Genomic DNA, 25,854 nt, shown 5'->3' with positions numbered 1-25,854 from the left:
ACCTCATAACTCATAGAAGATGCTCTCGTTCTGTACATAGGGTCTACAATACTTGCTGCATAGCTTCGGCATGCGATCTTTCATCCATTCGTGCCTCGACTCATTCGCCATCTGAAAGGCATAATAACCCAGTGTAAAGATCAACATAAACCCTTCCATTAACCGGATATCACGATCCGTCAGTGGTGCGATCTGTTGGGTATAACCGGATAAAAATATGTCACGTTCCTCCCGATTGAACATAAGTGCTGCCCCTCCGGCATCAAAAAGATAATAACCATAACCGTGTAGACAAAAATCAATCATGGAAATCCCCTGCTCCGTTATCAGCAGATTGTTGCGAGTAATATCCCCATGAATGATCCCCCATGTCCCTGCGTAATGCGGGTATGTTTCTAACTGCTCATTAATGTTCTCAAACGTCTCACGAAGCAGATCGAAGTCTTCCGTTGTAAAAATCCCCAGTCGGACGCCTTCTTCTAGCTGCCCGAGCATGACCAAGTTCTCATGGCTATTGCCATATGCCGGCCTCACCTTTGTTCGATCTGTCTGATTCTGCTCACGCCCATATTGATGAAGCATCTGCAGTTGTGCCCCAAGATCATAGATCTGCTCTGTTGTCAGGCGTTCCCCCTGCTGGATGTCCCTTCCCTCAATCCACTCCAGTACCGTACAACAAATCTCTTTCCCTGCCTCACTTGTCCATAGCGTGACCCATTCACCCGATGCATTGCGTACCGGATGTTGCACGCGCAATGCTGTCGTTGCATTTAACTCATGAAGCAGATTCATCTCTGCCTCCAGCGCAGAAAGCGTATGCTGAATGCCTGTCATACTTGCATATGCGGCTTGGTGTATCCGTAGCAGATACTTCTGCCCGCTTGCTTCATCAACGACATGATATGTCAGATTCTCATTATGACGAATATATGAAACGACAGGTTTCTCAATAGTGTAGTTCTGTATAATCTGAGCTGCCATATGGTCGTAAGACATCTGATCCGTAGTGATTATCAACATCTCCTTCGAAGTCATGTAAACGTTCTCTTCACACTAAATATCGTAGCATAATGTTTATCCCGCATACAGAAAATCCCACTAAAATTATAAATTAAAAAAGCACAACCCCCGAACAAACGTCCAGGCACTGTGCTTTCTTTTGTCTCTATTATTTCTCTATCTCTCTGTCTATTGCTCTATGTTACACTCCATGATCCAATTAACCAAAACGACCCATAATGTATTCTTGCGTCAGACGATTGTCCGGGTTCGTGAAAATATGCTCTGTATCCCCGTGCTCAATCATGCTTCCCAGATAGAAATAAGCTGTGTAATCCGAGATGCGTGCCGCCTGCTGCATGTTATGGGTAACAATAACAATCCGTAGCTCCTTCTTGAGCTCGGTAATCAACTCTTCAACTTTACCCGTAGATACCGGGTCAAGTGCAGATGCCGGCTCATCGAGCAGCAGGATCTGTGGTTCAACAGACAAAGCGCGAGCGATACACAGGCGCTGCTGTTGTCCGCCAGAGAGAGACAGAGCTGATTCATGCAGTCTGTCTTTTACTTCGTCCCAGAGCGCAGCACGACGCAAGCTTTTTTCCACAATTTCATCCAGTGCCTTCTTACTCTTCGTACCACGGTAGCGGGGGCCAAACGCGATATTGTTGTAGATGGACTTATGAAAAGGGTTCGGCTTCTGCCACACCATGCCAATCTTCTGGCGAAGCTTGATTACATCGGTTCCAGGCTCATTCAGATCGTTCCCGTCCATCCAGATATGTCCCTCTGTACGGGAACCGGCAATCTCGTCGTTCATCCGGTTGAGTGACCGGAGGAACGTGGATTTACCGCAACCAGACGGTCCAATAAGAGCCGTTACGCTTGCTTCAGGAAACGTCAGGCTAATCTGCTTGACCGCCTGAAAATGTCCATAATATATGCTTAGCTGTTCCGTACCAAAAGGTATGGCCATGTTGGTTCCTCCTTATTTCGAAGCTGTCATGCGGCGGAATACAACCCGACCGATCCAGCGTGCACTTAGATTGAACGCCAGCACGAGAATGACAAGCACGGCGGATGCCCCTGCTGCCACTTCTTTGGAATCTGGCCCAATACCTTCACTATTCACTTTCCAGATATGGACAGCAAGTGTCTCTGCCGGACGGAAAGGATTAAGGGGTGATCTTGGACTCGTCGGATTCCAATCTGTAAAGTCCAATGGTGGACTACTCATACCTGCGGTGAACATCAGCGCAGCTGCTTCACCGAAGATCCGGCCCGATGCCAGGATCGTACCCGTGATCAAGCTCGGCAATGCCACAGGCAGTAGAATGGAAGTGATAATCTTCCACTTGGACAGTCCAAGCGCCAGACCTGCTTCCTTCTGTTCCTTCGGAACAGCCCGGAAGGCCTGCTCCGTTGTCCGTACCATCAGTGGCAAGTTAAAGATCGCCAGAGCCAAGGCACCCGAGATCAGGGAGAAACCAAGACCAAATTGATTTACTAGCAGCAAGAGACCAAACAAACCGATAACGATGGATGGGAATGATGACAATACTTCAACGACCAGACGAATGAAGCTGGTAATCTTGCCTGGTTTGGCGTATTCCGCCATGTAAATCCCGCCGCCCCATCCGAGTGGAATGGTAACAATCAAGGTCAGGACAAGCAAGAATACGGAGTTGAAGAGCTGTGGACCAATTCCGCCCCCACCCTTAAGCAACTGTGGTGCGCTCGTCAGGAAGTTCCAGCTAATATGCCCAATGCCTCTATACATGATGAAGCCAAGCAGACCGAGCAATAGAATAACAATGAACAGGGCTAGTACAACGATAACGGATGTTGCAATTTTATCTACCGTCTTTGCCTTCATTTTCATACCCGGTTTCTCCTTTCAAGCAGGCGAACCAGAATGACGAAGACAAATGTCATCACCAACAGGACAAGCGCCATACTCCACAGTGCATTGTTATGAACAGAACCCATCGTGGTGTTACCCATGCTGAGTGTAATTACACTTGTTAATGTTGAAGCTGATTCGAGCAAGGATGTTGGAACATGCGGTGCATTACCAATAACCATCTGCACAGCAAGTGCCTCACCAAAAGCACGGGCCATACCCAAAACGACACCTGTCAACAAAGCTGGCAAAGTTGTTGGAATAATGACACGGTAGATGGTTTGCCAGCGAGTGGCACCGAGTGCATAGGAGGATTCACGCAATCCTTTTGGCAACGCGGACAATGCATCTGCCATAATACTTGTTACCGTAGGAAGAATCATTACCGCGAGAACAAGACATCCGGCTGCAATCCCGACGCCTGTTCCACCAAAGATACTGCGAAGCAAAGGTACGATGACACTCAGACCGATAAATCCGTATACAACGGATGGAATTCCGGACAAGAGCTCAATCGCAGGCTGCAAGATCTTTTTGCCTTTACCCGGAACAATCTCTGTCATGAAGAGCGCTGCACACAGGCCAAGCGGACTTGCGATCAATGCTGCAAGCAAGGTTGTAATGAAAGAACCTGTGATGAACGGTAATGCCCCGTAGAACGCAGGTTCTCCGGTCGGATTCCACGTTTTTCCACCAAGGAATTCGCTGATGCTTATTCCATTTTGGAAAAATGTGGATAGTCCCTTAGATGCTACAAAATAAACAATGGAAAACATGACAACGATCAGGAAAACGACACAAATCGACGTATAGATCCGTCCCGTCCACTCTTCCCAATAATGTTTCTCTTTTAAGGGCCGGCGCGGTTTCAACTTGTTATTCATTACCGTTCCCCCTTCGGTCTGTTCCATAACAACCATCCTTCTATAGTAGAATTAATGCAAAATATGGGATTATTTTAGAGCAAACCGCGTAAAGAGGCGGGACCTAAGTCCGCCTCTTTCGCTGTATGCGCAAGTTCAAAGATTACTCAACCACATTACCTGCTGCATCGCGTTTTACTTTCATACCCGACATTGGAATGTATCCAAGTTCTGTCACGTCGTTTTGTTGAATTTCGTCACTCAAGATGTAGTCCAGGAATGCTTGTGTTGCTGCATCTGGCTTACCTTTTGTGTACATGTGCTCGTAAGCCCACACTGGATAAGTTCCTGCTTCTACGTTCTCAACTGTTGCTTCTACACCTTCGTATTTCAACACTTGCAAGCTGTCATCCAAGTAAGACAAGGCGAGGTAACCAATAGCACCTGGCGTTTCAGATACCAATTTTTTTACGTTACCAGAAGAATCTTCTTGAATCGAACCTTGGATATCACCCATTTTTGCACCCAATGCATACTTCTCAAAAGTTGCACGAGTACCGGAACTGCTCGGACGGTTTACAATAACGATTGCTTTGTCCGCGCCGCCAACGTCTTTCCAGTTTGTTACTTTACCGGAGAAGATGTCGACCAGTTGTTGCTTCGTCAAATCTTCTACACCTGCATCTTTGTTGCTAACTGGCGCCATAGCTACTACTGCTACTTGATGGTCAACCAGTTCTTTTACTTTGGCTTCGTCCTCCAGTTTCTCTTCTGCAAATACATCAGAGTTACCGATTGTAGCTTGTCCGTCAGATACTTGTGTCAAACCAGTACCACTACCGCCACCTTGAACTTGAACCGTTACGTTCTTATATTCATCAACTGCCATAAATTTCTGTCCAGCTTGTTCTACCAGAGGTAGCAATGCTGTCGATCCGACTGCCAGAATGTTACCGCTAAGCTCAGTAGCAGCTTCTCCTGATCCATTGCTTGCGGCACCCTCTGTACCAGCGTCATTTTTCGATCCGCATGCTGCGAGAACCAGTACGAACGTTAAGGTCATCAAAATAAACGGCAACTTTTTAAACATGTTTTGTTTTCCTCCCCCAATGTAGTGATGGCGTTTTGTGAATTTGTTTGTTCACCATCAACTCTTTACTCATTGTAGTTTCGGTATGTCATCTTAAAATCAGTGTTTTGTAAACGCAATGTTAAAAATATCGGCTGTATATTGAAATATCTGGGATTCAATTTGGCGCTGAAGTGTCGCTACGGGAACGGACGTTGTTTCAATCGCTGTTATCCCCGGATTTATATGATTTACTTTTTCCAAGGAATACATCCGGGGATAAAGGCGAACGCTTCGCTTTTCCACAATCGTTCCGTTCCCTTCGCTGTGTCAGCGCTCGTTGGATCTCAGGCATTTCAATCTCCTGCCTGGGAAGTAGGCAAAGAAGGCCAGCCCTATAAAAGGCTGGCCTTCTGTAAATACTTAATGTAGATATTGAATCAATCCGTTATATAGAACAAACAAAAACTGCCTCACAGCCAGTGCATGGCACCAACTGGTTAGAGAATTTATGCAGATTTCATAGTTGTTAAGGCTTTTTTATCTGACGGGTCGCTTGAATTACTCTTTGGTTGATATACAGGTTTCTTTAACAATCCAATCATACAAGCTGTAATGATGGAACCAACTAAAATACAGACAATATACAGTAATGGATTACTTGCCGCAATGGGAATAACAAAGATTCCACCGTGAGGAGCTTGTAACGAAATACCTAGAGCCATGCTCATTCCTCCACCAATCGCTGCACCTACAATATTGGATGGAATAACTCTCAAGGGATCATTTGCAGCAAACGGAATCGCGGCTTCTGTAATAAACGACGCACCCATAATATAAGCGGCTTTACCTGCATTACGTTCTTCGATTGAAAATTTATTCTTGAATAATGTTGTAGCTAATGCAATACCCAGTGGCGGAACCATACCTCCAACCATCAGAGCAGCAGAAGGTTCAAAGATTTGATTGGCGAACATCGCCAGTCCAAATGCAGATGCTGTTTTGTTAATCGGCCCTCCCATATCAGATGCCATCATTCCTGCCAGAAGTGCTCCTAATAAAATAGCATTAGAACCTGTTAAACCATTTAGCCAACCTTGTAACGACTCATTGATCCAAGCCATCGGACTGTTGATGACAAAATACATAATCAAGGCGGTTATAAATGAACCTACTAATGGCAAGATCAGCACAGGTGACAGGCTTTGCAGTGAGTCAGGAATGCCTTTGACTAATTTTTTCAGAGCTATGATCGTATAACCGGCGATAAATCCAGCCAGCATACCTCCCAAAAAGCCGGAACCTCCAATAGTCGCCAGCATCCCACCAATCATACCAGGTGCCAATCCTGGACGGTCAGCAATACTATACGCAATATACCCTGCTAATACAGGAACCATCAATGCAAAAGCAGCACTACCCCCTGCTGTACTTAAAAAAGCGGCGAAAGCATTATAGTCCGGGCTATTTGGGTCAGCCGAATGAATACCAAACATAAACGAAAGCGCAATCAATATACCGCCTGCCACTACAAAAGGAATCATAAAGGATACACCATTCATAATATGGCTGTATATTTTAGGCTGCTTTAAGCGTGTTTTTTCTTTTGCTTCTTTAAGAGTACTGTTGCCTTGATTCAAAACGACACCTTTTCCAGCAATCGCATCTTCAATTAACTCTTGTGCATGATGAACTCCATTTTTGACAGAGGTTTTGATCACTGGACGATCGCCAAAAACATCCATATCGACTTTGACATCTGCCGCCACAATAATACCATCAGCTTCAGCAATATCTTCAGGAGTCAATTGATTTCCAACACCTGTTGATCCATTGGTTTGCACTTTAATGTGTACACCGAGTTCCTTGGCCGCATTTTTCAATGCTTCCGCGGCCATAAACGTATGGGCAATTCCTGTAGGACAGCCTGTAACTCCAACCACTTTTTTGCCAGCATACTTTTTAGGACTATGAAGCGCCTGCGCATCTTGCTCTTCTGCCTGTTCAAATAAACGGACAATCTCTTCTTGATCTCGAGCAAGGATAAGTTTTGCTCTAAATAGTTCATCCATCAAAAAGGTCGAAATTTTGGATAATGTTTGCAAATGTTCTGATGAAGAGCTTTGATCGACTGCAATCATAAAAAATAAATTACATGATTCGGTACTATATTCAATACCGCTTAATGATCTGCCCATAATAATGGCAGGGGACTGTACTCCAGTAGACTTGGCATGTGGAATGGCTATTCCGAATCCCACTTCTGTAGGAACCTGTTCTTCACGTGCCCAGATATCTTTTTTAAATTGCTCAATATCGCTTAAATAGCCGTTATCGTTCAACTTTTGCGACAATTCATCTATTAATTCGGCTTTGGTCGTAGCGGTGACATCTAATATGATATTTTCTGGTTTTAAGACATTAGAAATCTTCATGATGGATCTCTCCTCTTAAATTTCTCCCAGTTTATAAAGGGATGCTTTACCCGTAGAACCGAACAGATCCATTTTTTTCTTCACCAGTTCTGTTGCCGCTTTGGTCGCCTCAGGCATCAGCTGATCCGGTTCATATGCTTTCGGATTCGCATCGAGTGTCGCTCTTAATTGGTTGTAGAATGCTCGCTTCATATCGGTTGATAAATTGATCTTCGCTATCCCATGCTTTACTGCTTCTCTAATCTCTTCATCAGGATTATCTGATCCACCATGCAGCACTAACGGAATTTTTACTTTTTCATGAATTTGTTTCAAACGATCGATTTTGATCGAATGATCTTTGGATTGAGGATAAATACCATGTGAAGTACCTACAGCGACAGCAAGTGTATCGATACCTGTTTGTTCTACAAAAATCGCCGCTTCTTCTGGATTCGTATACAAAATCTCGTCAGCCCCACCTTCCGAGCTGCCTTCATTACTCCCAATCGTGCCTAGTTCACCTTCTACAGATACATCGACCAGATGAGCCAGTTCAACCGCTTCCTTGGTTGCCGCAATATTCTCCTCAAAAGGTAAATGAGATGCATCCATCATGACTGATGTATACCCATTGCGAATCGAACGCGTAATATCTTTGATCGTCGCTCCATGATCCAGATGAATAACAAACGGTACTTTGGACTTGGATGCCGCTTCTCGCACATAGGCTATAAACCCATCAGTGACTAGATCAATTTCATTCGGGTGAATCTGCATAATTGCAGGCGAATTCTGCTCCTCTGCGGCTGTAATGACCACTTTGACGAACTCGCTATTGGCTACATTAAATGATCCGACTGCAAATTTATTTTCATACGCTACTTTAAGTAAATCTTTCATATTAATTAACATTTGAATTCCTCCTAGATTTATTTGGAAGACCAGACTTCCAAAAATTCATCGTAATTGGTGATATGGAGTAGTTTTTCTGTCATATTGGTCTGTTTAAACACATCGTAAATTTCTTCGAAAAATTTGGTGTTATTCACCTTCTGATTTTTCGGCGGAATAAACAGAAAAATGATCTGCGCCATCTGATCACCCCATAGCATTTTCTGCTTATTAATCGCTACCAGTACACGTAGTTTTTTGTTATCTCCACAATCAAATGGATGGGGCATCGCGACCAAATTCCCAATATTGGTACTCGACATTTTTTCTCTTTCCACAATACTGGTATATAAATGCTGAATATCGCCTAGTTCTGTAAGTTTTTTTAACAAATCAATTGGATTGTCTTCATTTAGGAAAAAAACATCATCTGGTGATAAATAATATTTGAGTAGTCCACGATTTAACTGAATCGAAATATTCTTCATATCATCACTTGTAATCATTTCACTTACCAGAATGATATTTTGTACATTTAACTGCTGTTGTTCCGCAATCTCGCTCGTTGTGATAATCGTTTCAATTCCTTCGGGAAGAAGATGTATTTCATGATTAGCTAATAGACTATCGATTCTAATATTCGGAAAATAGAGATTAATCTTACGCTCCAATAGCTTGCCGACTAATAGATTTTTGCCATAAATAATTGCAATCCGTTTTCTGTTATCTTGAGAGTTCTCAATAATGCCCATAATGTGTAACGTCAAGTAACCGATTTCATTTTCGGGTATTTTGATATTTAAGCAAAATTGCAATTCTTTTGCCAATACAACTGCGACATTATAAGCATTGGTATATTCTGATTTTATTTGAGCAATAAAAGGATTTTCGACAGGGAAATAATATTTTAATGGGTATAATGATTTGGTAATATGAGCTAATAATCGATCAAGTAACTCTTGGTTTTTGTAGCTGATGAATCCATATTGCTCTCCAACTTTTTGGATCACTGATTTGATTTTTTGTTCCATTTCATTCACGTGTTCATGCCCGATTTCTTCATTTTTTTTAGGTAAGATCTGCAATGCGATCAGCAGGTAACCTAAATACTGATACTCATATTCATCAAAAGGGATATCCATTTCTTGAGCCAGACGGATCAGAATAGATTGGGCTATTTTTAATTCTTCAAAGCTTGTATGATCCAACCTCATATCCTGTTCAGTTATTTTTTGTGCAAGACTTACTCGTTTAAGACTGATCAAAACATTCACACAGATCGAGAATAATTCTTGAAAACTTAGCAATAAATTATACTTGGCAACCTCTTCTTCAATACAAGCGTAGATAAAATGAATAGAAGATTCGTTGAACCAATCGCCAAAATAGTATTGCAGTGCTTCGTCTATCGGCATGTGTTTGAGACAATCGGTAGTGACTAGTTTTTTGAGCAAAATCCGCTTCTCAACTTCGCTTCCTTTAAGCCGGATACCTTGGAAGATAATCGCTTCAATTTCGATGTTCTGCTTTTCTGCTTGAATCGTTTGCACTAATTTTTGCACGTCTTTACGGATCGTTTGAGTCGAAAAATAAAGCGTTCTAGCCAGATCCTCATACGTAATAAAATCAGTCTGCGATAACAGTGCTTTGATAATATGAAATGCTCTTTCTTCGTCATCATCTTCATTTTTATACAGGCTGGATAAATCCCCGACTAATTTGTATCCTTTGCGAGTATTGCCAATAATCATTGCTTTATCTAAATAATTTTCATTTATTTCTTTGATGTCATTGCGAATCGTTCTAGTCGTTACATCAAATAGATTAGCTAATTCGCTTCCACTCACAAAATCATGCTCAGATTGTTTTAAATGCTCTAATAGCTTAATGTAACGTTTTCTCATTTGGCTTTCCTCCTTACACACATACTAATGCAAGCGCTTTATATCCACCAAGCCTATACTCTTTCCTAATAGTTAGGAAGTGATCGTGTATTCGTTTATGATACCCACTTTTTTTAAATTCTAAGTTAGTATTCTATTTAAGAATCGTTTGGGAAGGAAAACAGAACAAAAAAAACCAACCTTCTAAAAAGGTTGGTTTGTGTGTATAGTACCACTACATCCATAACAATAAGCGCGATCCGTACAACACTACCTACTCCAGACACTTAACGGTCTGTGCTAGTTGAAAATGTAAAATACGATTGCACTAACCTAAAATCCAGAGCCACAACGCCAATCCGGCCAACGTGATCAACAATGTTGGGATCGTCAGGATGATACCTGCTTTGAAATAATACCCCCATGTGATCTTCACACCTTTACGGGACAACACATGCAGCCACAGCAATGTGGCAAGTGATCCAATTGGGGTCATTTTGGGACCCAGGTCGGAACCAATGACATTGGCATAGATCAATGCTTCTTGAATGATACCTTCAGTATGTGCACCCTGGATGGCTAGCAGGTTAATCAACACGGTCGGCAGATTGTTCATCACCGATGATAATACAGCAGCGATAATGCCCATCCCGAGCGAAGCAGCCAGCAGACCATGCTCTGCTATGGCATCCAGCCAGCGGCTCAGATGATCCGTTAACCCTGCATTCCGCAGTCCATATACGACGATATACATGCCCACCGAGAACACCACAATCGACCATGGCGCTTCCTTAATTACCCGTTTCAGATCAACAGCCTCACTCTTGCGTGCCAACAAAGCGAACAGCAACGCAACAGAGCCAACGATAACCGACACGGGAATCGGCAGAAACTCACTAGATGCATAAGCCACGAGTAACAGCCCAAGCATGAACCAGGCGATTCGGAACATCCGTGGATCACGGATCGCTTCCTTCGGGTCACGTGCCGCGGAGATGTCGTAGCGAAGGGGTATGCTTTTGCGATAGAACAAAAACAACATCCCCGTACTCGCTACGATTGAGAACAGATTGGGCACAACCATGCGTACCGCATACTCCACAAATGTAATACCAAAGAAATCGGCCGACACAATGTTAACCAGATTGCTAACGACCAGCGGTAACGACGTGGTATCGGCGATAAATCCACTCGCCATCACAAAAGCCAGCACCATGCGCTCATCAAACTTCAATGCACGCACCATTGCCAGCACAATTGGCGTCAGAATGAGCGCGGCACCGTCATTCGCGAACAAGGCAGACACCGCGGCTCCCAGCAGAATGGAGTAGAAGAACAGTCTGCGACCGTCTCCTCCAGCCAGCCTTGCCATATGAAGGGCAGCCCATTCGAAGAAACCCGTCTCGTCGAGAATGAGAGAAATCATAATAATGCCAACAAAGGCCAGCGTTGCATTCCATACAATGGATGCTACATCCGAGGCATCGTTTAAGCTGACAACTCCACATAGCAGGGCAAGCAATGCCCCACCAGAGGCAGTCCAACCGATACCCAATCCACGAGGTTGCCAGATCACCAAGGTGATCGTTACTACAAAAATCAGTATTGCTACGTATACCATAGAGCCTCCTGCTGTACCCTGTATCAATATATTATTTCGTTAATTCGATCTTATACTGTAAGATTACACCGCTCTATGCGCGGAATGACCAGACGATATATTTATACAGGGCAACAGGAATATTGTCTATCTTTATTTTCTTTTAATATAAAATGTGTGGTAAGTTATGGTGTTCAATGCCAGGAATTATTCTTTACCCTTATCCTTCGGTGTATCCTCCACCATCTTGAACATGCCAAGCAATCCTTGTAATTGTTCTGCCATGCTATTCAGGTGTGCCGAGGATGATGCAATCTCTTCTACCGATGCCAGTTGTTCTTGCGAAGATGCAGACACGGATTCTGTATTCGCAGCCGATTCCTGGGTCACATTCGAAATATCACTCATCGCCTTGGCAACGTGGGATGCACCACTCTCCAGTTGCTTCGTTGTTGCGGACAAGTCATCCAATGTATGAACAGCATCTTCCACCGCCTCCCGAATCTGAGCAAAGGATTGTCCTGACGTATTCACGGCCTGAATTCCTTCTCCTACCCGAGTCTGAGCCGCATTCATAGCGATTAGAGCGGCATCCATGTCCTGACGGATATTATGAACCACCTCACCGATCTGCGCTGCCGAACTTCCGGATTCTTCTGCCAGTTTACGTACCTCACCAGCTACAACTGCAAACCCACGACCCGCATCCCCCGCTCTTGCCGCTTCAATAGAAGCATTTAATGCGAGCAAGTTCGTTTGTTTGGAGATGGATGCAATGACGTCAACCATGCTACCAATCTCAACGGAACGTGCATTCAGAGATTGAACCACCGTCCCCAGCTGCTCCACCGTTTCCTGGATACTGTTCATCTGCTCCACAGCCTGTCCTGCTGCCTCATTCCCAGATGAAGCCGCTCCGGACGTATGCCGCATATTCGCCGTAATCGACTGCACACGCTCCGACATCATTCGAACATCTTCTGCCATTCGGCTCATCTGTCCCGATCCGTCTTTCACGCTGTTTACCTGCTGCTCTGCACCTTCAGCCAGTTCCTGAATGGCCAGTGTTGAATGTTCAATCGCTTTGGTAGTTTGTTCTGCACTGGCAGACAACTCTTGAGAAGAAGCAGATACCTGCTCTGTCGTTTCCTGTACGCCCAGAATCATCATCCGCAGGTTATCGACCATACGTTCAAAATACTTCGCCAGTTCTCCGACTTCATCTTTACGCCCTGTTTCCATTTTCACGGTCAAGTCACCTTTACTCACGGCTCTGGCAGATTCCTGCAGTCGTTTAATTGGACGCAGCATGGAGCGTGTAAACCAGATAATAAAGAGGAGTGTAAGGAACGTAGCCGCCAGAATAACAATAAATGTGGCCATGCGAATATCCTTACTTGCATTAGTTACTTCACTCTTGAGCATCGTGCCTGCAATTTTCCAGCCTGTTGCTTCATTTGTTGAAAAAATCATCATCTTCGGCTGATCGTTGAACACGTAATCGAATTGACCTTCTGGACCTTCATACATCTCATCCAGCAAGCCACTCGTTTCCGGCGTACCTGCATCTGCTACAGGGGATACGACATAGTTTTTGTTTGCATCCATAATAATGACGTAGCCTTCTTTGCCCACCTTAATGGATGTCTGCTCTTGCAGGTCTGTCAGGTCCAGAGATAAACCGATGACACCGGATTGATCCTTTAATGTTTTGGAGATAAACACAACTGCAACACCATCGGTATTAACAGATACAGCTGATACAACAGCTGTACCTGGTTTTTCCATCGCTAGTTTGTACCATTCCCGCTCCCTAGGATCATAAGCATCTCCCCGTGTGCTGCTCGCTGTTGGTTTACCTCGAACCATAACTCCGTCTGTTGTTCCTACAAAAATGTTCATGGCATCGGGATGCAAGCCCAGATATTGCTCCAGCTTCAACTGAAGCTCGGGACTATCGTTCTCCCCTTTGATCAGGCTCGGATCAAGAGCATCCGCGAAATAGTTAATGTCATGAATCTTGTAATTCACTTGGCTTTCTACAATGGTATTGGCAGTGCTCACACTTTGCATGGCACTATCCACTAATTGTCCTTGTACGCCATCTTCAGCCATCGTTAGTGTGATTAAGCCGACTGCCAAGCTTGGCAGGAGTAGAACGGCCAGGAAGGAGACCAATAGTTTGTTCCTTATATTCCAGACAAAACCTTTCTTTTTCTTCTTTTTATTTTGACTATGTTTTGGTTTGGTAGGTTTCGCTGCTTTCATTGGTTTATTATCCTGAGTTTCACTCATGTCTTTCTCCCCCTCAAAATGTAAAAATGCCCTCTTTCTTTATATGTATGGATCAATCTAAAAGGCTTATCTTATATATCGGCTAAATGAGGGTATTTATTTGAGAGAAAAATGTGCAGGCACGCCAAACAAGCCACCTCTGATCAGAAGCGACTTGTACAAGGTACAGGTTAATAATTATTCCATGAATTAGATGAAGTATTAGAGTAAGGACCGCCTGGAGGTTGCGCAGAGGGTTTACCAAAATAGTAGCCCTGTGCAAGCTCAATACCTATGGAACGACAGAATTCAAACTCTTCCATTCGTTCGATCCCCTCGGCAAGGACTTGCCCTCCAAATCGACTCGACATCTCAACAATATGAAGAATTTTCTCTTGTTTGGTCGAATCCTGATCACAACGGTCAATAAGACTTCGATCTATTTTGACAAAATCCGGTTCTAACCGATTCATCAACTCTATTGTCGAATATCCGGCACCCACATCATCCAGTGCAACCGACATTCCACGGGAACGATATACCTCAAATATTTGCTGCAAGATGGGCATATGCTGAATCTGCTCTGTTTCCACGACTTCAAACACAAAATCTTTAGGGTCCAGCGAAAGACGTTCAATCGCTTCAAACGTATGTGTCAGACAATATTCGGGATTGTATATGGAGGAAGGCAGGAAATTTACGAAGCGTTTGACACCATGCGGCAGAAAAAGAGCACTGGTCTCAATAGCAGTAATACGCGCCAATCGATCCAGAAAAGAATGTAGTCCGGTCTCACGCGCAACTTCAAATAATTCATAGGAACTGAAGGATTTTCCATTCTCAGCAGGACGAAGCAAAAACTCATATCCGATAATCTGCTCCGATGCATCAACGATGGGTTGCATATGACTGCTGAATTGATGCTCCAGAATAATGGAAACAAGCTCCGCATGTTTGAAACGAGACTCCTGCATAGTTAGACTAATCCAGCTTTCTTCATTAGCCTGTTCGTAAATAGGCAGAATCTGAACGGTTAGGGAATCACGTAATGTCGGATCAATTTCGCCGATCTCTTTTATTAAATTCTGAACCGTCTCAAGATTCGAAAAATCCATCCACATCATGTCATCCGACGTCTCGATAAGTCTTCCCGGCGTTTGTAGCGCTTCCAGCAAAGCGGGGGAAATGGGACGCAAGTACAAGGTACCTTGGCCCTCTATAGGATAGATTGGACTGCAGCCACTGCAATTCATGTAGGACCCCCCTTGCCAATTTAGATTCCATGTCCATTAATGTTCACTTGTATATACCCAAAGTTTGTAAATATTATATCATGGGTCTTAAAATTAATCTCTACTGTTTTGATGACTTCCTGTATGACGGTTCTTGGAACAAATATATTCAAATTTGCAGAAAAAAAGACCGACAGTCTGATGACTGTCGGTCTCCCTCAACTTATTAAACTTTAAGAAGCGGGAATCACGATTTTCTGTCCAACTTTCAGGTTATGCACATTTGAGATTTGGTTAGCTGTCGCAAGCTTGCGCCAGTCTACACCATATTTCAAACCTATGCGGTACAAGTTATCGCCTTTTTTCACCACATATACCACTTTGCCGCCCGCTGGTTTCTCAGGCTGTGGCTTGGTCGTTGGTTTGGTTGGAGTAGTCGGCTCCGTAGGTTTAGTTGGCTTTGTAGGCGTAGGAGCAGGCTCCGTACCTGGTTTCGGAGTTGTTGTTGCTTCTCCAGTCAATTTCATGCCGTATTCAGCAAAACCATCATCATTTGTACCAATGAAAGACATCGCCGGGTTTGCTTCAACCAGATCTTTTGCATCCGGGGAAGAAGCAAACACAACTTCAAGATCGTTCAGCGCTGCTGCGGTTAACCCAGCAGATGGCTTAATTGGTGCCAGGGACCAGTTGCCGTCCGCTGCCGGATTAATCGTTTTATTCTCACGGATGTAGTCGATGATCACTTGACGGTTCTCATCCGGTGCAGCCAGAACAATACGTTTACCGTCCGGGTTAGCCAGCTTGGACGAAGAAGCACGGTAGTTATTCGTCGCTACGATGAATTTTTGCGCTGGGTCAATCGGTTTACCGTTAAAACTCAGATCCTTGATCCGGCTTGCCGATGCATTTACAACGGTTGCTTTGCCGTCATACTTGGCTGGTTGTGTCACATCAATCTGATACGTTACACCATCGATAACATCGAAGTTGTACGTTGGGAAGTCATTGTTGATCAGTTGTTGTTGTCCACCTTTAGCCGGGTCGATCTGGTTGAACTGGCCTGCAGACCATTCCAGCCATTCTTTCAGTTCTGCGCCGTTAACCATTACAGCATGTACCGTATTTGGATACACGTACAGGTCAGCAACGTTTTTGATGGCAATGGTGCCTTTAGGAATATTCGTGTAATACGAAGCGCCTGAACGTCCACCGGCTTTGAACGGTGCACCTGCGGACAATACAGGGATTTTCTCATATTCCGTACCTTGCATATGTTTTTCGACATACCATTTCTGTGCATTCGTTACGATCTGAATGGATGGATCATCCTGAACCAGAGCGAAGAAGCTGTTGATGGGTGCAGTCGTTTCGCCCACCGGACCACGAACATACTCCAATGTACCTTCATGCTCTTCATGAACCGCATCAATGATGTCCTGATCAGCCTCTACCAGTGGCTTTTTGCCCGCTGTGTCATAGATTGGGCGTGCTTCCGTTTTGGAATCGACCACTTTCCATTTTCCATCCACTTGTTCTAGATCCAGATCAATAATCCCCAGGTGATCCCCCCAGAATCCTGGCTCTACAGCAGGAACGCCGTTAATGGTGCCCTTCTCCAGGTCTACCCCTTTTTTGCCGGAAAAATCAGCACTTGGGAACACTTTGTGGGCATGTCCAAACAGAATAGCATTAATGCCTTCAACTTGGCTCAGATACAGAACGGAGTTCTCCATCAGATCCGTTTGAGGAATTTCCTCAAATCCGGAGTGAGGAATAGCTACAATAATGTCGGCCCCTTTGGCTTTCATTTCAGGAATGAATTTTTTCGCAGTAGCAATAATGTCTTTGGCGATGACCTTACCTTCAAGATTAGCGCTGTCCCATTGCATGATTTGTGGCGGTACAAATCCGATCACACCTACTTTGATCGTATGTTCTTTGCCAGTCTCATCCGTTACTTTTTTATCCAAAATCTCATACGGTGTGAAATAGTTCTTGTCATTTGTCTCATCATCATCACCATCGTCTACATAAACATTGGCATTAATGTAAGGGAAGTTCGCTCCCTCCAGCGTCATGTCCAGGAAGTCCAGACCATAGTTGAACTCATGGTTACCGATGTTACCTGCATCATAATCAAGCAGATTCATCGCTTTATATACAGGGTGAGTCTCACCCTTTTTCAGTGGATCAATTTTGGCAGTGTAGTCTCCCAGCGGATTCCCCTGAATTAGATCCCCGTTATCAAACAGCAGGCTGTTCTTCGCTTCGTCACGGGCTTTCTTAATCAGTGTTGCTGTTTTGGCGAGTCCATATTGGTCTGTCTCTTTGTCGGAATAATAATCATAGTTAACCAGATTGGTATGAATGTCTGTGGTCTCCATGATCCGCAGTTTAACTTTGGCAGCATCCGCAGCCGACACAGGTACCGGAAATACCGCAAGCACGTTTAATGCAACCAAAGCGGCAGTCAGGCTTGATAATACTTTTTTTCTCATTTTCAAAATAACCCCTCCCGGTTATGTACATTGAATCATGCATTAATGGGCAAACGAAGAGCGCAGAAAAAAGATAGATTTCATGGGTTGTGCGTACTGACGCTCTGATGACATGCATCGGAATTTCAGGTAAGTTTATCTCACATGAACATCTATTTATGTCTGTGCTTGTCGTTTACATTCCAAATCATAACGCAATGTTCAGTCATTGAAAAGCATTATTTTTTACATTACCCGCACATACCTAGGTAAGTTTACATTATCATGCGTGATTTCGACATTTTTTTCAACATTTTAGTAGGTATTTAGTGCTTATTATCTTTGAAATACGTATATTACATGTGCCTTACATGTATATCCAATTCAGCGTTATTCATCCATACCAAAAACCGTGAAACCTTAATGGCTTTCACGGTTGGATTAAACTCTGCGCGTATTTTCGCATAAGGACGCTACTTTGCAGAGGTTATGTTCATATTCGGATTATTGTTCCCACACATGATGTTCATGATCTTTCCCTGTATATTCGATACGAGCCGGGGTGATGTCCAGAATGACATAGTTCGGATCATTAGGTCCATCGAACCACACCTTCAGTTCATCGTTCCACACTTGCTCACGCAAGCCTTCGTTCTTTGTCACTTCACAGGTTCCTTCAATCTCAACTACTTCCTTGGAACCACCAGCCTCATAACCTAGTAGCAGGCTAACATTCGGATTATTCTCCAGTTCCTCTACTTTGTGTGTACGGCGGTTCGTTGCCAGATGAATGTTCAGTCCATCGTTGAAAAGCGCCATATAGCGGGATTTCGGTTTACCATTCTCCACAGTGGAGAAGCTGCAAAAAGGGTTATTTTCCAATGCTTTTACAATGTTTTGTTCCAATTCAGTCTGGTTCATGGGAAGTGCTCCTTTCGGTTTGGGGGGATGTTGGAAGAACTCTGTAGAAGGCCGTTGCGGGTGCGGATCGTTCTTTGGATCGCTGTTATCTTGCAATGATCCTGATCTCTTCATCGTATACATTGGATTAAAGACGATTTACACTGACACTACGATGACAGAATAACCTTCCAATCGCTGTTATCCCCAGATTTTTTGATTCCCTTTTCTCAAGGGAAAAATCCGGTGATAGCGTATGCTTCCGATGTAGCTTTCTTTCAGAAAGCTTTTAGGCGATCGCTTCGCTTTTTCAGGTTTCTTCTGTCCTCTCCGTTATCGTGTGAATGCTTAATTCCAAAGGATATATGATTGATAACCCAAGATACATGCGAACACTTCGCTTCCTCAGAATCGATTCCGTCCCCTCCACTACGTCTACCGTTCTTCCAATTAAGGGTGAATAATAAAAAGTACAAGAGAAGTGTAGTTGTTACTATCTCTTTGTGTTTAATGACAGTTCATTAATCCCTTATTACTAGAGACAGCTTAATGCAAATGCTTTTGTAATAAGCCTGTACTTATAGTGTACCCACCTCACCTATGGTGAATCCATGAACCGATACGCTAACGTGACAAAATTGGAAAAGTTCTTTATAAAAATGTTTACATAAAGGGGTTATCGCTTAAATTCTTCATGACTGATTTAATTCAGATCTCCAAGATAGATTGATGAAGAGCCCGATTGAAGAAGCAACTCACCTATGGTTTTTGGATATAAACGAATCTGGGACAGCTCTTCAAGGGCAATCCATTCCACGGCGACTTGGTGGTCGTCTGGATTGGAGCCTTCAAAAACGGTTGCCTCCGGATCTATCAGGCTGCACGCAAAATAAAATTCAACCTGGTGGATGTCTGCATCCCACTCGGCGAATTCATGATTTTTACCGATATACTCCCGGATATGTAACAGCTCTCCCACGTTCACGGCCTGACCAATCTCCTCCAGACATTCGCGCGCGACCGCATCCTTGAGTTCTTCACCTTTCTCCTGTCCTCCACCTGGGAACACATAAGCGGTACCATATTGGTCTTCCAGCCGGATGACCAGCAATCGTCCATCCTGCACAATGACAGCCTTCGCCGAGTTGCGTATGGGTTTCATTCTGTTCATTCACTCCTTGTCATTCCAAAATTTCAAAGTTCAATCCGAACAACCTGATACTACTGTTGTTCTGCTGAACATGGTTATCATCCCGTGGTATGCGAAGATAATTTAATGCCTTCCGATTCCAGCACACGACGAATCTCTTGAGCAAATGCGAGAGCGTTCGAACCGTCACCGTGGATACAGACAGTCTCTGCCTTAATGGGAACCAACGTACCATCCGTGGATACAACGACTTCGTCTTTCACCATCCGAAGCACTTGAGCAATCGCTTGTCCCGATTCTTCAATGAGGGCTCCAGCTTGGCTGCGAGGAGTTAACTTTCCGTCCGTCCCATAGGTTCGATCCGCAAACACTTCGCTCACACTACGCAGACCGATGCGATCCGCGGCATGAATCAACTCACTGCCCGCCAGACCATACAAATACAGATCAGGCTGCACTTGATAGATCGCCTCGGCGATGGCTTCAGCAAGCTTCGCATCTTCTGCGGCCATATTGTATAAAGCACCATGTGGTTTTACGTGATGCATGTGCCCCCCACTTGCACGGACAAAGGCATCCAGCGCACCGATCTGATACACCACCATGTCATATGCTTCCCGTGGCGTAATGTCCATACGTCTTCTGCCAAATCCTTGCAAATCCGGCAACCCAGGGTGGGCTCCAATCGCAACCTGATGCTCCAATGCCCTCTCCACCGTCAGCCGCATTGTAGCCGGGTCTCCTGCATGAAATCCGCAGGCAATATTGGCTGATGTAATCAAGGGTAGAATGGCCTCGTCCGACAGCGTGCGATATATACCATAACTTTCGCCCAGATCACAATTGATATCCAAGGTTTTCGAGGTATTCATTAAGCGCCCCCCATTCCTGCCATTCTTCTGCGTATCAACTTATCCATGAACTGCATATTGATTTCCTGTTCCATATACAACTGTCCGGCTTGATCATGCGTAATCTTTTTAAAAGAAATTTGGGTTCCTGGCCTAGCCTGAGCCAGGATTGGTATATCCACCCGAGCTACCTGTGCAATGACAGGATAACCTCCAATCGTCTGATGGTCCGCCATCAAGATGATGGGCTGACCATCAGGTGGCACCTGCACCGTGCCATAGGTAACGGCTTCAGACAGCCGATCCAGGGGCTGATCCAGCTCCAGTCTGGAGCCTTGCAAGCGATAGCCCATCCGATCGGATTGTGGAGAGATCACGTATTTTTCGGCATAGAATTGTCCCAGACTCGTCTCGCTGAACAGCGAACTATCCTTGCTCTCCATCACACGAATAACAGGTTGCCCATAATAGTCAGGTCTTTCACGTTCAGATAAAAGCCACGCAGGCGCCAATATTCGGTGGTCCCGCTCACTCTGCTTTACCTGCTGCTCCATACGCTGCATCCAACCTTGCGCTTCACCAGAAGGTTCACCTATGGATAACAGATCCCCCACGTGCAAGGCTCGGCCCTCCACACCGCCAAGACCTGTCTTGAGGTCTGTACTTCGACTGCCCATCACTTCAGGCACAGCTATTCCACCCGCAATCGCCAGATATCCACGCAAACCATGACGACATGGGCCAAACTTCAGTACACTTCCTGCCCGCACCAGCACAGGACGCCACAAAGGTACAGGCAGATGATCCACCGTTGCCGTCAAATCAGCTCCACATAATGAGACTAGCTGGCTCTCCTGAAATCGAAGCTCCGGTCCCGTCATCGTCATCTCCAGCACTGCCGCATGTCGGGAGTTGCCCACAAGCATATTGGCTGCTCTGGCTGCAAAGGTGTCCAAGACCCCGCCAGGATGAATACCATACCGGCGATAGCCGGTTCTGTCTTCATCCTGAACGGTAGATAACAGACCAGGGCGAATCACTTCGATACTCATCGTTCGCCCTCCTTCCGCTTCAAGGCCAGATAGTCCTGCATCGTAATCTGTTTGAATCGAACCCGATCACCTGCTGCCAGCAAACTCGGTACGTTCTCTTCCGGCCAAAACAACCGGAGTGGCGTTCGTCCAATACATTGCCATCCTCCGGGTGTGTCCACTGGATAGATTCCTGTCTGTTTGCCACCAATACCTACTGTACCCGCCTCAACCCGAAGCCTTGGCGTTGCCCGTCTGGGCGTAGCAATCTGTTCAGACAACCCGCCGAGATACGGAAAACCCGGTGCAAACCCAATCATATGTACGAGATAATCCCCGGATGTATGAATCGCAATAACGTCCTCTGCGGTCAGTCCATGTTCACTGGCAACGTAGTCCAGATCAGGGCCCCACTCGCCACCATAACATACGGGAATCGTGACCGTTCTGGGTTTGTCTTGTACGGATTCCTTCATTTGATTCAACTGTTGAAGTAGAATCTTGCATAACTGAGGGTAAGAGGAGATGAACGGATCATAAAATACTGTAACGGACGTGTAAGAAGGCACCCATTCGATCATGGCTGGCAAAGTGCTTTTTTCCAGCAAAGCACATACAGACATCACTCTGCGCTGCACAGCGTCAGACAATTGATCTCCACACTGGATGATAACCGCTGTCTCACCCAGCGGAGATAGGATCTCCTCCGTCCATGCATACGTCAATTCGGTCATGCGCCATCTCCCCCTTTGTCCACAAAGTTTGCTAGCGTTTTAACGTCAGGGCATCCATCTATTGAGACTCTCTCTAAGAATCCAAATGCACGCTGCAATTGTACAGTTCGCATTGCCACGTATTCTCATTCTTGGCGATCCGGGTAATGGATGTGTTGGACAGCTTCACGCTGATATCCAGTTCAGGCACCAGACCTCGCAGTGTATTACGCAGAACGGCTCCGTGACTGACAACAATCACTCTTCCATCGGGGTGCTGCCGTACAATATCTTCAAGCACCGCACTACCTCGAACAGTCCCTGCATCTACAAGCTCACGTCCCAGATCCAGAGTACTCCAATCCGCTCCCCACTTGGCTAACCGTTCCTCTTCCGTCGTTCCTTCGACCTGTCCTCCACCCATCTCGCGAAGTCTAGGGTCCAGATGAATCTCCTGAATACCCAAGCGATCACCAATGATGCGAGCTGTCTCACTTGCACGTTCCAAGTCACTTGCATAGATGGCATCCCAGGATTCGTCGGCCAGTCTCGCGGCAAGTAATACCGCCTGTTCCCTGCCTTCCTGATCCAGCGGATTATCCGTCTGTCCCTGGGAACGTTTTTCCTTATTCCACGCTGTACTTCCATGGCGAATCAATGCAATTTGAGTCATTGTTGTTCCTCACCTTTTTCTATATGAAGTTCATCTTCTGTAAAATGTTTGCGTGCCTTCGGTTTGGAAAATTTGCCGCCATTATATTGATCTGACCCGTTTCTCGGAATCGAGAGACTGTCCCAAGCTGTTTCTTTAAGCATTTTCGCGGCAAATACAATCTGCCCAACATGATACGGATAATGTGCTAATTGCCGAATAATGGCCTCCATCACGGTATGACCTTCATTCCGAATATATATGATATGAGACAATTGTTCCGGGGTAAACGAACGAATGGATTCGAGTAGACAATTCCAGCCTTCCTCCCATTTGGAGAGCAACTCTTCCCGGGACGAAATATCATTCACGAACTCGGCGTCCCGTTCACGCCACGGTTTCTCACCATCTGTTGTCAGTACATCCGTCCAGCGGGACAGCATATTGCCCCATAGATGTTTTACGATTACCGCAATGCTGTTCGCGTCTTCATTCCAGGATTGAAACAATTGCTCGGAATCCAGTTGTGCCATGGCTTTTTCCCCGAGCTGCTTGTAATACAAGAATTGCTTCTCGGCTGTCTCCAGAAAAACCTGATTCATATCCATCCGTTAACCACCCTTCGAAAAAGTATAATGTCCCCAGATCACGTCCAAATAGAAGCGTCACATGTTATTTATTCAGGAAATGAAAACGTACCGTCTGCATTCGGTTCAAATGGAATGACTTTGCGAACCGCATCCAGATTGAGCTCTCCATAGATATGTGGATATAGTTCATTCAATTCGTAGAGATCCTCATACACCAGTTCTGGCTTCAACGCCTTCTCATCAATACTAAGTAATAACAGATCTGTGCGGCCTGCATAATATTGCCCGGCTACCCATGGGATCTGTTCCTTCGTGGAACAATGAATGAATCCGTCTGTCTCCAGGCTATCTGGTGCATACTCAGTCCCTTTTGACACTTGCTCCCACAACGAACGGGAAATAATACTATAGATCATGGTTCCGCCTCCTTCAATTTCTGCGATGTACCCTATGTGTCATTGGAAGTATTATAGATCATCCCGGATACGGGAGTACAATTTTTGATCTGTAAATACACCTTTGACCTTCAACTGTTTGCGTAACAAACCTTCGTACGACATGCCCAGCTTCTCCATTACGCGTGCAGAGCCTATGTTGCCTGCATTACATTTCCCATCCAACCGATTGCAGTCCAGTTCCTGAAAGCAATAATCCACGATAGGTTGCATCGCTTCTGCTGCGAGCCCCTTACCCCAGTGACTGCTGGCTATCGCGTACCCTAGTTCAGCACTCTGCATGGGTTCGTTGAGATGAAAAATGCCACCTCTCCCGATCAAGGTCCCTGTTTCCTTTAAAACAAAAGCCCAGATATGTACCGTTTTCCGTTCATAATTATCCAGCACCCGCTGAATATATTGAATTGAATCCTCCACCGTCTCATGGCAGTTCCACAAGCTTTGCTGACTCACTCGCGGATCAGAGGCAAACGCATAATATTCATCAAGATCATCCATCGTAAGCCGCCTCAGTTTTAACCGCTGTGTTTCGAATTCGGGCAATTCGGCAAAAAGTTTTTCTACATTCATGCAGCACACCTCCATGATTCACTTGAGTTCATGATCCAGCCATCTTATTTCTCAGGAAATAACGATCTATCATAACCATGCACAGAATACCGACCGTATATCGAATCAGATCGATCACCAGAAAACCATGTCCCAAAATAAGAGCACCTAATACGGTAAAGCGTACCTCAATCAGCCAAGGCGTCTGAATCAACTGCGAGAACTCAATCATCCAGCTGAATACGCAGCTCAAACACATCGCCCATACCAAGCTGCGATGAGGCCACACCATGCGTACTCCGAAATAAATCATGCCCGCCCAACATGCATCTCCGAAATGTTCATGCACCCAATCCGGCAATCGATCACCAAAGTGTCTGGATGCGAGTCCTGCCGCCATGGTCATCATGACTGCGAAGAAATAGATCAGCCTGTCTTTGATAAGTACGCTTTTCAATCAATCACACGCCTTCATCAAGCACTTGTAAAATAAATTGCGTTTTGGCAGCGGTATACGATTCCCTATCTTCCTTGTTCTCATCAGCAAGCTTTGTCTTCAGGACGGCGTAAGCTTCCACCAGATCTGGGCGTTTTCTCAGCACATCCCGAAACCGAATTTGACGATCCCAGCGTTCTTCTCCCGGGCGCATCAGATGAAGGTGTACAGCTCTCTTGCCATCCTTAACCCTGACCCAGAATCGTCTGTACTCCCGTCCATCCAGTTCAGGCGGAACGTAGTTCCAGCCCAACGGATTCAGCTGATCCGCGATCAGATCCATGTCATCCCATGACTGTACCTCTGCCATCAGATCAATAATGGGCTTGGCGGGTAACCCTGGAATGGACGTGCTTCCGATATGTTCGAATTGATGAATATTAAACTGCTCTAGAAGACGTTTGAGTTGCCGGATTTCATCCTGAGCCTGCGCATCCCAATTGGGGTTGGCCGGAGCAATCTCTACCGACTCTGTCGCCCAGGCAGGCCAATTTTCCGGTTGCATTGGATCTTTCATTCAGGTATCTCCTCTTCACCATGACATTTTAAATGGTAACCTTCTCTGTATTTTTGATAGGTGCGTTGCTTCATGCGCTTAATCGTAGTACTCCGTTGAAATGTAAGTGTGGAACTTAGGGATAAAAGAAGATATTTCAGGTAAGCCAGATCACTAGAGTTAGAGTCTGAGCTTATAATCGAAGCTTTCATATTCCTCCCATCCAATCCCCTTATATAGTTGTTAAAGCAGAAGGCATTTCAGATACATATTTCTATATATCCAAAAAAGGAGCGTATGTCTACGCCCCTAGTTGTCTGTTACCTTGATGATATTGATGATTTTAACGTGTCATGTACT

The 25,854-nt window shown here is 45.0% G+C and carries 23 protein-coding genes; all 23 read right to left on the bottom strand.

Translation table 11 applies throughout. The annotated features are described in order from the left end of the window. Positions 1–3: 3 nt before the first annotated feature. The 23 genes from NSQ20_RS02460 to NSQ20_RS02350 all read right to left on the bottom strand — a co-directional run bounded on the left by NSQ20_RS02460 (position 4) and on the right by NSQ20_RS02350 (position 25,515). Positions 4–1,035 carry a phosphotransferase gene (locus NSQ20_RS02460; protein ID WP_340031740.1) on the bottom strand — a complete coding sequence of 344 codons (1,032 nt, stop codon included), beginning with the start codon at positions 1,033–1,035 and terminating at the stop codon, positions 4–6. Positions 1,036–1,219: 184 nt separating this feature from the next. Beyond that, positions 1,220–1,975, bottom strand: coding sequence for a phosphate ABC transporter ATP-binding protein PstB (gene pstB, locus NSQ20_RS02455; RefSeq protein WP_036616781.1), 756 nt, complete (start codon positions 1,973–1,975; stop codon positions 1,220–1,222). A gap of 12 nt (positions 1,976–1,987) precedes the next feature. Further along, complete coding sequence (gene pstA, locus NSQ20_RS02450; protein WP_026081329.1) at positions 1,988–2,875, bottom strand: phosphate ABC transporter permease PstA; 888 nt, start codon at positions 2,873–2,875, stop codon at positions 1,988–1,990. Between the two features lie 2 nt (positions 2,876–2,877). Then, a complete protein-coding gene (pstC, locus tag NSQ20_RS02445) occupies positions 2,878–3,786 on the bottom strand; it encodes a phosphate ABC transporter permease subunit PstC (RefSeq protein ID WP_100528178.1) in 909 nt (302 codons plus the stop codon). Positions 3,787–3,928: 142 nt separating this feature from the next. Beyond that, entirely contained in the window at positions 3,929–4,855 is a 927-nt protein-coding gene (locus NSQ20_RS02440; RefSeq protein WP_047840352.1) for a phosphate ABC transporter substrate-binding protein PstS family protein, read from the bottom strand. A gap of 488 nt (positions 4,856–5,343) precedes the next feature. Next, complete coding sequence (locus NSQ20_RS02435) at positions 5,344–7,269, bottom strand: fructose-specific PTS transporter subunit EIIC (RefSeq protein ID WP_340031739.1); 1,926 nt, start codon at positions 7,267–7,269, stop codon at positions 5,344–5,346. A gap of 15 nt (positions 7,270–7,284) precedes the next feature. Next, on the bottom strand, positions 7,285–8,163 hold the full coding sequence (locus NSQ20_RS02430) for a ketose-bisphosphate aldolase (protein ID WP_036616777.1): 879 nt from the start codon (positions 8,161–8,163) through the stop codon (positions 7,285–7,287). Between the two features lie 17 nt (positions 8,164–8,180). Further along, a complete protein-coding gene (locus NSQ20_RS02425) occupies positions 8,181–10,046 on the bottom strand; it encodes a PRD domain-containing protein (protein WP_340031738.1) in 1,866 nt (621 codons plus the stop codon). A gap of 307 nt (positions 10,047–10,353) precedes the next feature. Beyond that, a complete protein-coding gene (locus NSQ20_RS02420; RefSeq protein WP_047840355.1) occupies positions 10,354–11,646 on the bottom strand; it encodes an arsenic transporter in 1,293 nt (430 codons plus the stop codon). A 186-nt stretch (positions 11,647–11,832) separates the two neighbouring features. Beyond that, entirely contained in the window at positions 11,833–13,920 is a 2,088-nt protein-coding gene (locus tag NSQ20_RS02415) for a methyl-accepting chemotaxis protein (RefSeq protein WP_340031737.1), read from the bottom strand. Positions 13,921–14,090: 170 nt separating this feature from the next. Then, the gene (locus NSQ20_RS02410) at positions 14,091–15,152 is read right to left on the bottom strand and encodes an EAL domain-containing protein (RefSeq protein ID WP_340031736.1); all 1,062 of its coding nucleotides are present in this window, start codon (positions 15,150–15,152) and stop codon (positions 14,091–14,093) included. 212 nt (positions 15,153–15,364) lie between these two features. Next, on the bottom strand, positions 15,365–17,632 hold the full coding sequence (locus NSQ20_RS02405; RefSeq protein WP_340032981.1) for a bifunctional 2',3'-cyclic-nucleotide 2'-phosphodiesterase/3'-nucleotidase: 2,268 nt from the start codon (positions 17,630–17,632) through the stop codon (positions 15,365–15,367). A gap of 483 nt (positions 17,633–18,115) precedes the next feature. Further along, complete coding sequence (locus NSQ20_RS02400) at positions 18,116–18,532, bottom strand: pyridoxamine 5'-phosphate oxidase family protein (protein WP_339190096.1); 417 nt, start codon at positions 18,530–18,532, stop codon at positions 18,116–18,118. 682 nt (positions 18,533–19,214) lie between these two features. Then, entirely contained in the window at positions 19,215–19,673 is a 459-nt protein-coding gene (locus NSQ20_RS02395; protein ID WP_047840358.1) for an NUDIX domain-containing protein, read from the bottom strand. Positions 19,674–19,759: 86 nt separating this feature from the next. Next, positions 19,760–20,533 carry a 5-oxoprolinase subunit PxpA gene (locus NSQ20_RS02390; protein ID WP_047840359.1) on the bottom strand — a complete coding sequence of 258 codons (774 nt, stop codon included), beginning with the start codon at positions 20,531–20,533 and terminating at the stop codon, positions 19,760–19,762. Beyond that, positions 20,533–21,564 carry a biotin-dependent carboxyltransferase family protein gene (locus tag NSQ20_RS02385; protein WP_340031735.1) on the bottom strand — a complete coding sequence of 344 codons (1,032 nt, stop codon included), beginning with the start codon at positions 21,562–21,564 and terminating at the stop codon, positions 20,533–20,535. The genes NSQ20_RS02390 and NSQ20_RS02385 overlap by 1 nt, the downstream gene beginning before the upstream one ends. After that, positions 21,561–22,277 carry a 5-oxoprolinase subunit PxpB gene (gene pxpB / locus NSQ20_RS02380; protein ID WP_047840361.1) on the bottom strand — a complete coding sequence of 239 codons (717 nt, stop codon included), beginning with the start codon at positions 22,275–22,277 and terminating at the stop codon, positions 21,561–21,563. Before pxpB ends, NSQ20_RS02385 begins: the two co-directional genes overlap by 4 nt. Positions 22,278–22,350: 73 nt before the next feature. Beyond that, entirely contained in the window at positions 22,351–22,929 is a 579-nt protein-coding gene (locus NSQ20_RS02375; protein WP_047840362.1) for a histidine phosphatase family protein, read from the bottom strand. Then, positions 22,926–23,516, bottom strand: a complete 591-nt coding sequence (locus NSQ20_RS02370) for a DUF1572 family protein (protein ID WP_047840363.1) — start codon at positions 23,514–23,516, stop codon at positions 22,926–22,928. Before NSQ20_RS02370 ends, NSQ20_RS02375 begins: the two co-directional genes overlap by 4 nt. Before the next feature lie 68 nt (positions 23,517–23,584). Further along, positions 23,585–23,914 (bottom strand): DUF952 domain-containing protein, encoded by a 330-nt coding sequence (locus NSQ20_RS02365; RefSeq protein ID WP_036673184.1) that lies wholly within the window; start codon positions 23,912–23,914, stop codon positions 23,585–23,587. Between the two features lie 51 nt (positions 23,915–23,965). Next, positions 23,966–24,523: a GNAT family N-acetyltransferase gene (locus NSQ20_RS02360; RefSeq protein WP_047840364.1), complete on the bottom strand. Its 558-nt coding sequence runs from the start codon at positions 24,521–24,523 to the stop codon at positions 23,966–23,968. Positions 24,524–24,551: 28 nt separating this feature from the next. Beyond that, positions 24,552–24,959 (bottom strand): DUF2809 domain-containing protein, encoded by a 408-nt coding sequence (locus NSQ20_RS02355; protein ID WP_340031734.1) that lies wholly within the window; start codon positions 24,957–24,959, stop codon positions 24,552–24,554. A 4-nt stretch (positions 24,960–24,963) separates the two neighbouring features. Continuing rightward, the gene (locus NSQ20_RS02350; RefSeq protein WP_047840366.1) at positions 24,964–25,515 is read right to left on the bottom strand and encodes a GrpB family protein; all 552 of its coding nucleotides are present in this window, start codon (positions 25,513–25,515) and stop codon (positions 24,964–24,966) included. Positions 25,516–25,854 lie beyond the last annotated feature (339 nt).

It is taken from the genome of Paenibacillus sp. FSL K6-1122 (genome assembly GCF_037977015.1).
GTDB lineage: Bacteria > Bacillota > Bacilli > Paenibacillales > Paenibacillaceae > Paenibacillus > Paenibacillus amylolyticus.
Note: the sequence above shows the minus strand (reverse complement) of the source record. Positions and strands in the feature narration are given on the sequence as shown.